This is a genomic window from Cupriavidus sp. R6-3, from assembly GCF_059772245.1.
Map to the genome: position 1 here is coordinate 1 of NZ_JCBAJO010000045.1, position 12,265 is coordinate 12,265.

A 12,265-nucleotide genomic window follows, 5' to 3' on the forward strand; every position below is an offset into this window, starting at 1 on the left:
GTTGCGTGGTTGCGTGGTTGCGTGGTTGCGTGGTTGCGTGGTTGCCTTATTGCGCCGGCCGGATGTTCTGATTGCCGCGGAACAGATTGTCCGGATCGTATTCGCGCTTGATCTGCGCCAGCCGCGCATAGTTGCTGCCATAGGCCGCATCCACCCGCGTGGTCTCGTCCTGCGTGAGGAAGTTCACGTAGACGCTGCCCAATGCGAACGGCGTCAGCGCGTCGAACAGGCCGCGCGTCCACTGGATGCAGCGCTGGTCGTCGGCGGGCTGCTGCCAGCGGCCGTGGATGTTCATCACGAAGTTGGCATCGCGATGCGCATAGGCCGTGGCGTCCACCGGCACGCGGCCAACATGCCCACCGAGCGCGCCGATGAAGATCTCGCATTCCGGCGACGGCAGCGTCGCCAGGCCATCGTTCAGCACCGCCAGCATGCCGTCGTCCAGCCGCGCGAAATTGTGCGACTTCCAGTAGTTGCGCGCGCCCGGCGTCAGCAGCGGATCGAAGGCCTTCTGCCACGCGGTATAGGGCATCGCGCCCAGGTGCTCGCCATAGGGCTGGCCGAATTCGCGCAGCGGCGCGACCGCGTCCGCCCCATCGGCCGACGGGCCGATATAGCAGCTGGCCAGCACCATCACCGGTTTGCCGTGCACCTCGGCCGGCAGGAAAGGCAGCGGCGGCGCCAGCCGGAACACCGCCCATACCGTCAGTTCGTCGGGCGCGGCCTCGATGAAGTCACGATAGCGCGGGAACACCTGCGCCGCCTGTTCGAACGGATACACCACCAGGCCGCCGTAGATTTCGGGGCCGACCGGATGCATCTCGAACTCGAACTGCGTGACCACGCCGAAATTGCCGCCGCCGCCGCGGATGGCCCAGAAAAGATCGGGATCGTTGTCGGCATCGACGCGGCGGAACTTGCCGTCCGCCGTGACGATGTGCGCGCCCAGCAAATTGTCCACCGTGGTGCCGTACTTGCGGCTGATCCAGCCGAAGCCGCCGCCGAGCGTCAGCCCCGCGACGCCCGTGGTCGAGTTGATGCCCAGCGGCGTCGCCAGCCCGAAGGCCTGCGCCTCATGATCGAAATCGGCGAGCGTCGCGCCTGGATCGACCCAGGCCACCCGCGCCTGCGGATCGACCACCACGGACCGCATGGTCGACATGTCGAGCACCAGTCCTTCGTCGCAGACCGCCGTGCCGGCGATGTTGTGGCCGCCGCCTCGCACCGCCGCGCGCATGCCGTTCTGCCTGGCAAAGCGGATCGCGCTGATGACGTCGGCGGCGCCGGCGCAACGGGCGATCGCGCCCGGCCGGCAATCCACCGTGGCATTCCACACCTTTCTCGCTTCCTCATAGCCGGGATCGTCTGCCTGCAACACCGCTCCCCGCATACCCGACTTCCATTGGTCGATGGTTTCCCTGGTCACACTGGTCATGGCGCACCTCGTCTTGCTTTTGACGCAGCGCCCTCGACAGGCTGTCCGGCCTGGGGCCGCGCGGTGGCCGGGTGATGGCCATCACGTGGTGTGCGTGCCCGGATCGATCGGGTCTGGGACCTGGGAGGATGAGGGTAGAAGGCGGGATCGGCGGAGGGCGCTGGTGCGGAACATTTAAGGCGGGGGGTTGGCAAATGTAAAGCCGGGCTGATTGCGTGCCATTCCGCGCGCCATTCTAGCCATTCCATGGGAAGGCAAGCGGAATTTGCGGGTGCCGACGTCGTGCGGGATAATCGCGGCGTCGAAAAAGACAGCGGCGGTATCGGTTAGTCCGCCCGCCCCGAATCAGGGGTTCTGTCGGCGCCTGCCGACCCGCGACCTTCGCCCGCAGATCCGGTGGGCAGGGCCGCGTGCGTCCACGTCGACACGTCGACTTGCTGTCCATCCCCGGTCTCGGCGCGAAGCCTTTTCGTTCGACGCTGTGTCGGCTGCCCCATCGGCATGCCGTGCAGCCTTTTCAGCGAGGCCATCATGAAGCAAAGCATCTCCGTCGTTACCCTCCCCGTCGCCGATCTCGACCGCGCCAAGGCCTTCTATTGCGGTGGGCTGGGCTGGTCGCCGGTATTCGACAACGGCGACATCGCGTTCTTCCAGTTCAACGGCTTCATCGTCGGGCTATGGAACAAGACCTCCTTCGAGGCGGAAATCCATGGGCCGTCGAGCCCCGGCGCACGCGGCTCGGCGCTGGGCCACAACGTCGAATCGCCCGAGGAAGTGGACCGCCTGATGGCGCAGGCCGTGGCCAGCGGCGCCGAACTGGTATCGGCGGCGCGCGCCTTGCCGTGGGGCGGCTATTCGGGCTATTTCGCCGATCCGGACGGACACCTGTGGGAGGTGGCCTACAACCCGGCCTGGCCGATCTCGCCCGAGGGCTACGTCACCTTCGCGAGCTGAGGGCTGCGGGCCGCGGCGCCGGTGTCGGAATCGGCTGACAGCCGATGCGGCCCGACGCCGGTGTCCCGCGGTAGGCGCTCCGGCCTATGCTGGCGGCGTTCGGCCTGCATGGGCCGACACGCAACCAGGAGAGGCGATGGACTGGATCGACATGCTGCAATGGCCGGCGATGGCCATCACCGTCGCGGCCACCTGGCTGATCGGTTCGCGCATCGCCACGCGCCGCAAGGTCGGCTTCTGGGTCTTCCTGCTCAGCAATGTGCTGTGGGTCGTCTGGGGCCTGCACACCAGCGCCTATGCGCTGGTGGTGCTGCAGTTCGCGCTGGCCGCGCTGAATCTGCGAGGGATGCGCAAGGCGAAGCAGGTCGAACAGAACGGGGCAACGCAGGCAGGACCGGCAGGGAGTGCGGAGGCGCAGTAAGCGCCGGTTCGGTCCAATCGGCTTTGCTGGCTGTCCCATACCCACGCCTTCCACTACACTTGCGCCTCATCCACCGCCGCGCCGGTATGGTTGCGGCGAGAGCCCGATCGGCCCGCCCGTCGGACCACAAAACAAGAAACCGTGTCCTCTCCCGCTTCCCAAGACCGTTCCACCCTGCTCGCCGTGCTTGCCCTGATGGGTTCGATGGCCTCGCTGTGCATCGGCACGTCGTTTGCCAAGAGCCTGTTCGATGCGGTCGGCGCGCAGGGCACCACCGCGCTTCGCGTCGGGTTTTCCGCGCTGATCCTGCTGATTGCGTGGCGGCCGTGGCGGTGGCCGCTGAAGGGGGCCGATGCGCGTGCCATCGCGCTGTACGGCGCGGCGTTGGGTGCGACCAATCTGATGTTCTACATGTCGCTGCGGACGGTGCCGCTCGGGTTGGCGATTGCGATCGAATTCACGGGCCCGCTGGCCGTGGCGATCGCCTCGTCGCGGCGTGCGATCGATTTCCTCTGGATCGCCTTTGCGGTGATCGGATTGCTGTTGCTGCTGCCGTTGCGCGAACATGCCGGCAATCTGGATCCGGTCGGCATCGGCTATGCGCTCGCGGCCGGGGTCGGCTGGGCGCTCTATATCATCTTCGGCCAACGCGCGGGCAATGCCCACGGCGGCCAGGCGACCTCGCTGGGCTTGCTGATGGCATCGCTGGTGGTGTTTCCGTTCGGTTTCGCCCATGCGGGCACGGCGCTGTTCAGCCCGGCGCTGCTGCTGGGCGGGCTGGCCGTAGGCGTGCTGTCCAGCGCGATTCCCTACTCGCTGGAGATGGTCGCGCTCAAGCGGCTGCCGCGGCGGACCTTCGGCATCCTGCTCAGCATGGAGCCGGCGATGGGGGCGCTGGCGGGGCTCGTCATGCTGCACGAGCAGCTGAGCGCCACGCAGTGGCTGGCGATCGGCTGCATCATCGTCGCGTCGATCGGCTGCACCGCGACGGCCGGTGCGCGCCGCCCGGCCAAGGCGGAGGCGCGGGGCACCGGCTCGGCCGCGTGAAGGCGCTGAAGGCCCCGCCGTCGCGCGGCCGCAGTCACGCTCAGGCGACCTTGTAGCGCTCGAGCCATGCGCGTAGGGCGCGCTCAGGGCCCCGCCGCAGCGGGACCCTCGTCGCGCTCAGGCGACCTTGTAGCGCTCGAGCCAGTGGGCGTAGGGCGCGGGCAGCGTCCACGCGGCGCGCTCGACGCCGAGCACCTTGGCCGCGTGATACGGCCAATGCGGATCGGCCAGATGGGCACGCCCAACCATCACGAGGTCCAGCTGCTGCTGGGCGACGACGCGTTCGGCGAGCTGCGGCGTATCGATGCCCCAGGCCGATGCCACCGGCAGGCCGGTCTCGCGACGCACCCGCTCGGCCACCGGCGCGAGGAACGCCGGACCCCACGGGATATTCGCCTCCGGCGTCGAAAAGCCGACGCTGACACTCAGCATGTCCAGCCCTTCCTGCTTGAGCCGCTGCGTCAGCGCGATGGCTTCGCTCAGCGTTTCCTCGTCGCGGCCGTCGTATTCGATCACGCCGAAACGCGTGGTCAGCGGCAGGCGCTCCGGCCAGACCTTGCGCACCGCCGCCAGCGTCTCGACCAGGAAGCGGCCGCGATTCTCGGCCGACCCGCCGTAGGCATCGTCGCGCTGGTTGGAGTGCGGCGAGAAGAAGCTCTGCGCCAGATAGCCATGCGCGAAATGCAACTCCAGCCATTCGAAGCCGAGGTCGCGCGCCCGCTCTGCGGCGGCGACGAAATCGGCGCGCACGCGGGCGATATCGTCGAGCGTCATCGCACGGGGCACCTTGGGCAGCCCGGCACCGAACGCGATGGCGGAAGGCGCGATGGTCTGCCAGCCGCGCGGATCGCCTTCGGGAATATGGTCGTCGCCTTCCCACGGCCGGTTCGCGCTGGCCTTGCGCCCCGCGTGGCCGATCTGGATGCCGGGCACCGCGCCGGCGGCCTTGATGGCGCTCACCACGGGAGCGAATGCCTCGGCCTGCCTGTCGTTCCACAGGCCGGCGCATCCCGGCGTAATCCGGCCTTCGGGCGAGACGGCCGTCGCCTCCGCGATCACCAGACCCGCGCCGCCGCGCGCGATGCCGGCCAGATGGACCTTGTGCCAGTCGTTGATGACGCCGTCCTCGGCGACGTACTGGCACATCGGCGGCACCGCGATACGGTTGCGCAGCGTGACATCTTTCAGTTGGAACGGTTGGAACAGCGCGGACATCTATTGTTTTCCTTCAGTGAGATCAAAACAGGAGCGAACTTGAGCAAGAGGCGTCTGGCACGAAGTGCCCTCAGCGGCCTTGTGCCGCCAGCGCGCCGAGCAGCGCGTGCGCGACCGGCTCGGACGAAGCCGGGTTCTGGCCGGTGATCAGCAGCCCGTCGGTGACGGCGTACGGCTGCCAGTCCGCGGCCTTTTCATAGCGGCCGCCATTGGCCTTGAGTACGTCCTCGACCAGGAACGGCACCACGTCGGTCAGGCCGACCGCCGCTTCCTCGGTATTGGAGAAGCCCGTCACCGCCTTGCCCTGGACCAGCGGCTTGCCGTCCGGTCCCTTGACGTGGCGCAGTACTCCGGGCGCGTGGCACACCGCCGCGACCGGCTTGCCGGCGGCGATGGCCCGTTCGATCAGCGCGATCGAATGCCGGTCTTGGGCGAGGTCCCACAGCGGGCCGTGGCCGCCGGGATAGAACACGGCGTCGAAATCGTCGATCGACACCTCGGCCAGCTTGCGCGTCGACGCCAGCGCGGCGCGCGCCTCCGCATCGGCCTCGAAGCGCCGGGTGGCGTCGGTCTGGGAAGCCGGGTCGCTGCTCTTCGGGTCCAGCGGCGGCTGCCCGCCCTGCGGCGAGGCCAGCGTGATATCGACGCCCTGGTCGCGGAACACGTAGTACGGCGCCGCCAGTTCCTCCAGCCAGAAGCCGGTCTTCTGGCCGGTGTCGCCGAGGCGGTCGTGCGAGGTCAATACGATCAGCAGTTTCATGATGCGAATCCTTGTCGGTCGATTCGGTGAAATGGAGGTGACTGAAACGGAGATAACCGAAACGGAAACGCCGGAATTAGACCGGTCGTCTAGTAACGAAGCCAAAAAAAGCGACGCCTCATTGCCGCGTCGCCACCGGCGGGTTGTCCGCCGGCCCTGCTCTTCTACGACAGCTTCAGCAATTGCCGCGTCGCGGCCATCGCCAGCGCGAACGGCTTGCCGTCCTGCCGAAACTTCCCCAACAGCGTGGCGCCGAGCCACAGCTGGTACAGCGTCGTCGCCAGCCCATGCGGGTCGTCGATCTCCCGCAGCGAACCGTCGCGCAACCCTGCCTCGATGCATGCCGCCAGCCGCTGGACGATCTGCCCGGTGCCGCGCTCCAGCGCGCCGCGCATCGCCTGCGACAGGTCGCAAACCTCGGCGCCGAGCTTGACCGCCAGGCACTTGCCCTCGGGATCCTCGGTACCCTGCGCGTGCTGCCACTCGGTCCAGTAACGCATCAGCCGCTGTCCGTGATCGCCCTGCCCGCGCACCAGCATCTGTTCGAGGTGGGCCAGATAGTCGGCGAAATACGATTCGAGCAGCGCCTCGCCGAACGCTTCCTTGGAGCCGAAATAGTGATAGAACGACCCCTTCGGCACCCCCGCCGCCTGCAGGATCTCGTTCAGCCCCACCGCCGAGAAGCCCTTGCGGAGCATGATCGGCTTGGCCGTGTCGAGGATGTGCTGGCGGACGTCAGTGGTAGTGGTGGTTGCCATGGGGTGGGATGATAGCAGAATTAGACCGGTCGTCTAGTAATTTGAACGACGTCGTCCAAGTCGGCTCAACCGGCGTCAGAAGAATCTCATAAGCCGCTCCGACATACCTAAATCGATCGACGGCTCAGTTAGTCGCAAGTTGCGGATCCGTCATCCGGGCAGCATTCGGAATCACACATGACGGAGATCGACACTGTGATTCCGGCTTTTACGCCATCGGGCGTGTTACCCCCTTTCGTAGGCGACTCACCAGCACGCCGCGGCTCCATGTCCCCCTATCAGGTCGGCATCGAAGATGTGGCCCGGAGATTCGCGAAATCGCCAGCGCGAAAAACCATCTTCCGTGGCCTGCTGGCATATCGGAAGGCACTGAGGGACATTGGCTTGACACAAGGATTTCAATGGCTCGATGGCAGCTTCGTCGAAGACGTCGAAAGCGCCCGCATGCGTCCGCCCGGCGACATTGACGTCGTCACCTTCGTGGAGCGGCCGAAGGAAGCGCGCGACAACGCAGAGTGGAACGTCTTCCAGCAAGAGCATCTCGATTTGCTGATACCGGCAACGGTAAAGGCGCGATATCACTGTGAGGCATTCCTGATGGACCTTCAGAGCCCAGGGTCCCTGCTGGTCGATGACACGCGTTACTGGTTCGGGCTCTTTTCCCACCAGCGGAATTCATATCATTGGAAGGGCATGCTGCAAGTTGGCCTTGTCGACAACGATGCCGCCGCGCTTGCCGTGCTGGAAACAGGGGGCTCTGATGAGAAAGCTGGAACTTGACAGCCTGCAGGCAGAACTATCGACCCTCGATGCACTGCTCGCCCGACGCACGGAGAAAGAGGACCCGCTAGGCTGGCTGCAACTGACGCATCGCCGGGCAGACGTGGCGGAACGGCTCGCGCGCATGGAGTCCGATTTGCCTTCCAACGCCGAAGTTGCGGTCTTCTTTGGCGGAACACCCGTAGTGGGATCCCGGGGAATCCGAGCCGACTTTGCTGCCGACGCCATCAGCCATTATCAGGAACTGGTCACCAAGCGTATGGCCAGCCAGGCGCTGGGCCCGCTGGCGACGCGTGGACCGGTGCCGCGTCGGGACATCTCCACGATGCTGGTCACCGATGTTGTGCGGGGTTCCTTTGGATTTGTCCTGCAAGAGAATGGCGAGGCCAGCGAACCGATCGTTGCGTCCCTCCAGCAAACCCTGGAAGACGTGAGCAACCTGTTGGCCAACATCGCGGCCGAGAATCCGACAGCATTCGAAGAAGCGGCAGAGACCCTCGACGACAGGACGCTCTTTGCGATCAGGGATTTTCTCCGTGTCCTTGACGACAACGGCGCCACGCTGCGACTCGTTGAAGGAGACCGCGAGCTGTCGTTCGATAGCCATAGCCTGCATCGAGGCAGGGAGCGAGCGGACGCCACCGTGATCGACGAAACGATTATTCAGCGGGAAGGTGTCCTCTTTCTCGTTCCCGATGCACGCCGGTTCGAGTTGCACCCCACGGCCGGGCCCGTGCTGAAGGGGATCGTTGCCGCCGATGTCATCCAGCGAAATGGAGAAGACGAACATCGCGGTGCCGGCGCCCGTGCCGCGGACATCGTGGGAAAACGCTGGTTGGTCGAACTGCAGGAGAAGACGGTCAAGCAAGGAAGCGGCAAGTCGCGGGCTTCGTACACGTTGCTTCGGTTTATCCGGGCCCAATCGTAATAGTAAGTGCGACAAGGGTCCGACAAGTCATCCTGGCATTCAGAGCAGAGATCAGTCATTCGGGTTAATCTGTCGCGCATTCATGTGGCCGTACGACCCAGCCGCATTGCAAAACAGATCGTGTCACGGAAAGATCCATGCCCCCAGCCCTCAAAATCGACTTCGTCTCCGACATCGCCTGCCCCTGGTGCGCGATCGGCCTGTCCTCGCTGCAGCTGGCGCTGTCGCACCTCGGGGATGAGGTCGACGCCGAGGTCGTGCTGCACCCGTTCGAGCTGAACCCCGACATGGGGCCCGACGGCGAGGCCATCGTCGATTATCTCGGCAACAAGTACGGCCGCACGCCGGCCCAGATCGCCGAGACGCAGGCGATGATTCGCGAGCGCGGCGCCGATGTCGGCTTTTCGTTCGGTCCGCGCGAGCGCGTGTACAACACCTTCGACGCGCATCGGCTGTTGCATTGGGCGCGGCTCGAAGGCCATCAGTTGCCGCTGAAGCTGGCGCTGCTGCGGGCCTATCACGGCGAGGGCAAGGATCCGAGCGACCATGACGTGCTGGTCGAGGCGGCGCAGTCGGCCGGACTCGATGGCGCCGCGGCGCGGCGCGTGCTGGAAGGCGGCGACTATGCCGGCGAGGTCCGCGCCGAGGAAAGGGAATACCAGTCCATGGGCATTCACTCGGTGCCGTCGATCATCTTCAATGGGCGCTATCTGGTCACCGGCGGACAACCGGCCGAAGCGTTCGAACGGGTGATCCGGCAGATCCTCGCCGAGGGCACGGAAAGCGCCGTAGGTCCTGAAGGAACCAAAGGCGCTGAAGGCGCCAAAGGCTGAACGCCGCGCCGCCGCGGCTCAGCGCATCGCGAACCAGTCCTCCGGCAGCCACTCGTTGGTTTGCCGGGCCGGCGCCAGCGTCAGCATGGCCTCGTGCAGCAACGCGTCGCCGGGATGCAGCCGCACGGAGAAGCCGTGCTCGCGCAGGATCGCCAGCATGCGGCGGTTTTCGCTCAACACCTCGCCACGCAAGGCGCGCAGGCGCTGAGCCCGGGCGCCCTGCACCAGGGTCTGCACGAGCCGGCGTCCGATGCCGCGCCCCTGCCAGCGGTCGGTCACGACCAGGGCCAATTCGGCCACGCCGCCTTCCCCAGCCACGTATTCCCCATTGGCGACGATGCGTTCTTCGGCGCCATCGCCCTCCTCCCGCGTGGTCAGCACCAGCGCGCAGCGGCTGCGGACGAACTGTGCGATGAACTCGTCGGACACCAGCCCGCCCGTCAGGAAGCGGTAGTAGCGGCTCTCGCGCGACAGCCCGTCGACGAAGGCACGCTGACGAGCGAAGTCCTCCGGCCGCACCGCGCGGGCCGTCAAGGTCTGCCCTCCCTTGATGGTCCAGGTCTGCGGGAAGTCGCCGAACGCCAGGGGCTTGGCAAACAGGAAGGGAGCGATTTCGGCGGCACGCAAGACGGCGGGCATGAGCGGCATCCTGACTTCATTTGTCGTAGCCAGAGTATAGGCGGAAACCTGACTTTTGCAAATGAAGTCAGCCTGCTATGCTTCGTTCATGGAACTGACCCACGAAGACCTCCGCCATTGCTCGATCGCCGGCACGCTCTCGCTGATCGGCGAGAAGTGGTCGATCCTGATCCTGCGCGATGTGCTGAACGGCGTCGGCCGCTTCGACGACCTGCTTGGACGGCTGCAATGTTCGCCGGCGGTGCTGTCCGCCCGGCTGAAGACGCTGACCGAGGCCGGCCTGCTGCGCCGGGTCGGCTATCGCGAGCCCGGTGAGCGGGAGCGCTTCGCCTACCGGCCGACACGCGCCGCGGTCGAACTGCTGCCGGTGCTGATCGGGCTGATGCAGTGGGGCGACCGTCATCTGAAGGATGGCTGCGGGCTGATGGAGGTGCGTTCGGCCAGCAGCGGGCTCAAGGTCCACGCCGCGTTGCTCGATGAGGCCGGCAACGAGGTGCCGCCGAACCAGTTGAAGGTGGTGCGCGCACGTTATCCGGACGCGGATGCGGCGCCGGGCGAGGCCGCCCGCTCCCAGCCATCGCCGTCCGAAGCCAGCTAGCCCGACGGGCCCCGCCCTCTGGCCCTGGCCCTGGCCTTGGCGCTAGGCCCAGCCTTAGGCTTAGCCCTAGCCCCTAGCCCCTAGCCCCTGGCCTTGGCCGGCCGTAGCCCTGCCCTACCCGGCCTTTGGCCCTGCCCCTGGTCCGAGCCGACCCACGCCAGCGACGTCACGAAGGCGACCGACGCCACCCGGCCCTCCAGCATCCCCGGCCCCTCCCACGCCGACCAGGCGGCCGCACCGCCGCCGCGCATTGCGCCGCACCATCGTCGTGCCGCCCCGCCCCAACAGCGCGCATCGCGTGGCGTATGCCGCGCCGCGGCAGCGCCGTTTCTGCATCCCACAGCACAAAACCCCCTGGCATGCCGCTTGCTGAATTGTGACGCGAGCGGACCAACGGCGGCCCGCTCCAGACACACAGCGCGTCGGCGGTTTTTACCGCCGGCGTCAGGACAACGGCGTCCCCTGAACCGATCGCATTCCCGCCTCGGCTCTCGGGACGCCTTTTGTTTTCTTGGAGCCAAGCATGGCAGCGACCCCCAGCCCCGATGCAAGCCTGAATTCCAGCGCGCAAGGCAAAGCGACCCGCATCGCGCTGTTCACCTTCCGCACGCCACAGATGCGCGCCTTCCATATGACTTGGATGGCGTTCTTCATCTGCTTCTTCGCCTGGTTCGCCTGCGCGCCGCTGATGCCGATGCTGCGCGGCGAGTTCGGCCTGACGCCCGACCAGGTCGCCAACATCAATATCGCCGCCGTCGCGGTGACGATCCTCGTGCGGCTGATCATCGGTCCGCTGTGCGACCGCTATGGCCCGCGCAAGGCCTATACCGGCCTGCTGGTGCTCGGCGCGATTCCCGTGCTGGGCGTGGCGATGGCGCAGACCTACGAGGCCTTCCTGTTCTTCCGGCTGCTGATCGGCGCGATCGGCGCGAGCTTCGTGATCACGCAGTACCACACCTCCGTGATGTTCGCGCCCAACGTGGTCGGCACCGCCAACGCCGCCTCGGCCGGCTGGGGCAATGCCGGCGGCGGCGCCGCGCAAGGGCTGATGCCGCTGCTGCTGGCCGGCGTGCTGATGCTCGGCGTCAGCGAGGCGATGGGCTGGCGCGTGGCGCTGCTGGTGCCCGGCGTCGCGATGCTGCTGATGGCCGCGCTGTACTGGCGCTTCACGCAGGACTGCCCGCAGGGCAACTACGCCGAACTGCGCGCGCAGGGCATTGCCATCGACGGCGGCAAGAAAGGCGGCTGGGCCAGCTTCGTCGCCGCCAGCGCCAACTATCGCGTGTGGCTGCTGTTCGTGACCTACGGCGCCTGCTTCGGCGTCGAGATCTTCATCCACAACGTCGCCGCAATGTACTTCGTCGACAAGTTCGAGCTGTCGCTGAAGGCCGCGGGCCTGGCCGCCGCGAGCTTCGGCTTGCTGGCGCTGTTCGCCCGCGCGCTGGGCGGCTGGGCCTCGGACAAGGTCGCGCGCACCCATGGCCTGAGCGCCCGCACCACGCTGCTGTTCGTGCTGATGCTCGGCGAGGGCCTGGGCCTGCTGTGGTTCTCGCAGTCGAATTCGGTCGCGCTGGCGGTGATCGCGATGCTGGCCTTTGGTCTCTTCACCCATATGGCATGCGGCGCCACCTATGCGCTGGTGCCCTTCATCGATCGCAAGGCGCTCGGCGGCGTGTCCGGAATCATCGGCGCGGGCGGCAACGTCGGCGCGGTGGCCGCCGGCCTGCTGATGAAGAGCCTGGGCAGCCTGCAGCAAACGCTGATGGTGCTCGGCGTGCTGGTCGTGCTGTCGGCGCTGTGCGCGGTGGCGGTGCGCTTCTCGGCCGAGCACAAGGCCCGTGAGCAGGCGCTGCTGGAAAGCGCGCTCGCCAGCTAGCCGATCCCGCCCGCCCCACTG

Annotated in this window: 13 protein-coding genes; 8 read left to right on the forward strand and 5 right to left on the reverse strand. The window is 66.8% G+C overall.

Annotated features, from left to right (window positions below; genetic code table 11):
- Positions 1-46 precede the first annotated feature (46 nt).
- Entirely contained in the window at positions 47-1,435 is a 1,389-nt protein-coding gene (locus AC6EI8_RS10365; protein WP_226106214.1) for an FAD-binding oxidoreductase, read from the reverse strand.
- A gap of 531 nt (positions 1,436-1,966) precedes the next feature.
- Here AC6EI8_RS10365 and AC6EI8_RS10370 point away from each other — a divergent pair.
- From AC6EI8_RS10370 to AC6EI8_RS10380, 3 genes are all read left to right on the forward strand, one after another.
- Complete coding sequence (locus AC6EI8_RS10370; RefSeq protein ID WP_223819542.1) at positions 1,967-2,389, forward strand: VOC family protein; 423 nt, start codon at positions 1,967-1,969, stop codon at positions 2,387-2,389.
- A gap of 136 nt (positions 2,390-2,525) precedes the next feature.
- On the forward strand, positions 2,526-2,810 hold the full coding sequence (locus AC6EI8_RS10375) for a hypothetical protein (RefSeq protein WP_149316322.1): 285 nt from the start codon (positions 2,526-2,528) through the stop codon (positions 2,808-2,810).
- 195 nt (positions 2,811-3,005) lie between these two features.
- Complete coding sequence (locus AC6EI8_RS10380; RefSeq protein WP_498381889.1) at positions 3,006-3,857, forward strand: EamA family transporter; 852 nt, start codon at positions 3,006-3,008, stop codon at positions 3,855-3,857.
- A 117-nt stretch (positions 3,858-3,974) separates the two neighbouring features.
- Here AC6EI8_RS10380 and AC6EI8_RS10385 read toward each other — a convergent pair whose 3' ends face one another.
- The 3 genes from AC6EI8_RS10385 to AC6EI8_RS10395 form a co-directional block, all read right to left on the reverse strand.
- Positions 3,975-5,072 carry an NADH:flavin oxidoreductase/NADH oxidase gene (locus AC6EI8_RS10385; protein WP_498381878.1) on the reverse strand — a complete coding sequence of 366 codons (1,098 nt, stop codon included), beginning with the start codon at positions 5,070-5,072 and terminating at the stop codon, positions 3,975-3,977.
- A gap of 70 nt (positions 5,073-5,142) precedes the next feature.
- The gene (locus AC6EI8_RS10390; protein ID WP_498381879.1) at positions 5,143-5,832 is read right to left on the reverse strand and encodes a type 1 glutamine amidotransferase domain-containing protein; all 690 of its coding nucleotides are present in this window, start codon (positions 5,830-5,832) and stop codon (positions 5,143-5,145) included.
- 164 nt (positions 5,833-5,996) lie between these two features.
- Positions 5,997-6,590 (reverse strand): TetR/AcrR family transcriptional regulator, encoded by a 594-nt coding sequence (locus AC6EI8_RS10395; protein ID WP_498381880.1) that lies wholly within the window; start codon positions 6,588-6,590, stop codon positions 5,997-5,999.
- A 177-nt stretch (positions 6,591-6,767) separates the two neighbouring features.
- On the opposite strand from AC6EI8_RS10395, the gene AC6EI8_RS10400 reads away from it, so the two are divergent.
- The 3 genes from AC6EI8_RS10400 (at position 6,768) to AC6EI8_RS10410 (ending at position 9,131) form a co-directional block, all read left to right on the forward strand.
- Positions 6,768-7,370 (forward strand): DUF6932 family protein, encoded by a 603-nt coding sequence (locus tag AC6EI8_RS10400; RefSeq protein WP_498381881.1) that lies wholly within the window; start codon positions 6,768-6,770, stop codon positions 7,368-7,370.
- A complete protein-coding gene (locus AC6EI8_RS10405) occupies positions 7,351-8,298 on the forward strand; it encodes a hypothetical protein (RefSeq protein ID WP_498381882.1) in 948 nt (315 codons plus the stop codon). Before AC6EI8_RS10400 ends, AC6EI8_RS10405 begins: the two co-directional genes overlap by 20 nt.
- Positions 8,299-8,435: 137 nt before the next feature.
- On the forward strand, positions 8,436-9,131 hold the full coding sequence (locus AC6EI8_RS10410; RefSeq protein ID WP_265633627.1) for a DsbA family oxidoreductase: 696 nt from the start codon (positions 8,436-8,438) through the stop codon (positions 9,129-9,131).
- 18 nt (positions 9,132-9,149) lie between these two features.
- Here the strand turns inward: AC6EI8_RS10410 and AC6EI8_RS10415 are convergent, their stop codons facing one another.
- Positions 9,150-9,770 (reverse strand): GNAT family N-acetyltransferase, encoded by a 621-nt coding sequence (locus AC6EI8_RS10415; RefSeq protein ID WP_265633626.1) that lies wholly within the window; start codon positions 9,768-9,770, stop codon positions 9,150-9,152.
- Positions 9,771-9,858: 88 nt separating this feature from the next.
- Here AC6EI8_RS10415 and AC6EI8_RS10420 point away from each other — a divergent pair, with 88 nt between their 5' ends.
- Together AC6EI8_RS10420 and AC6EI8_RS10425 are read left to right on the forward strand one after the other, a co-directional pair.
- Complete coding sequence (locus tag AC6EI8_RS10420) at positions 9,859-10,368, forward strand: winged helix-turn-helix transcriptional regulator (protein ID WP_265633625.1); 510 nt, start codon at positions 9,859-9,861, stop codon at positions 10,366-10,368.
- Between the two features lie 523 nt (positions 10,369-10,891).
- Positions 10,892-12,244, forward strand: a complete 1,353-nt coding sequence (locus AC6EI8_RS10425; RefSeq protein ID WP_265633624.1) for an MFS transporter — start codon at positions 10,892-10,894, stop codon at positions 12,242-12,244.
- Positions 12,245-12,265: the final 21 nt, after the last annotated feature.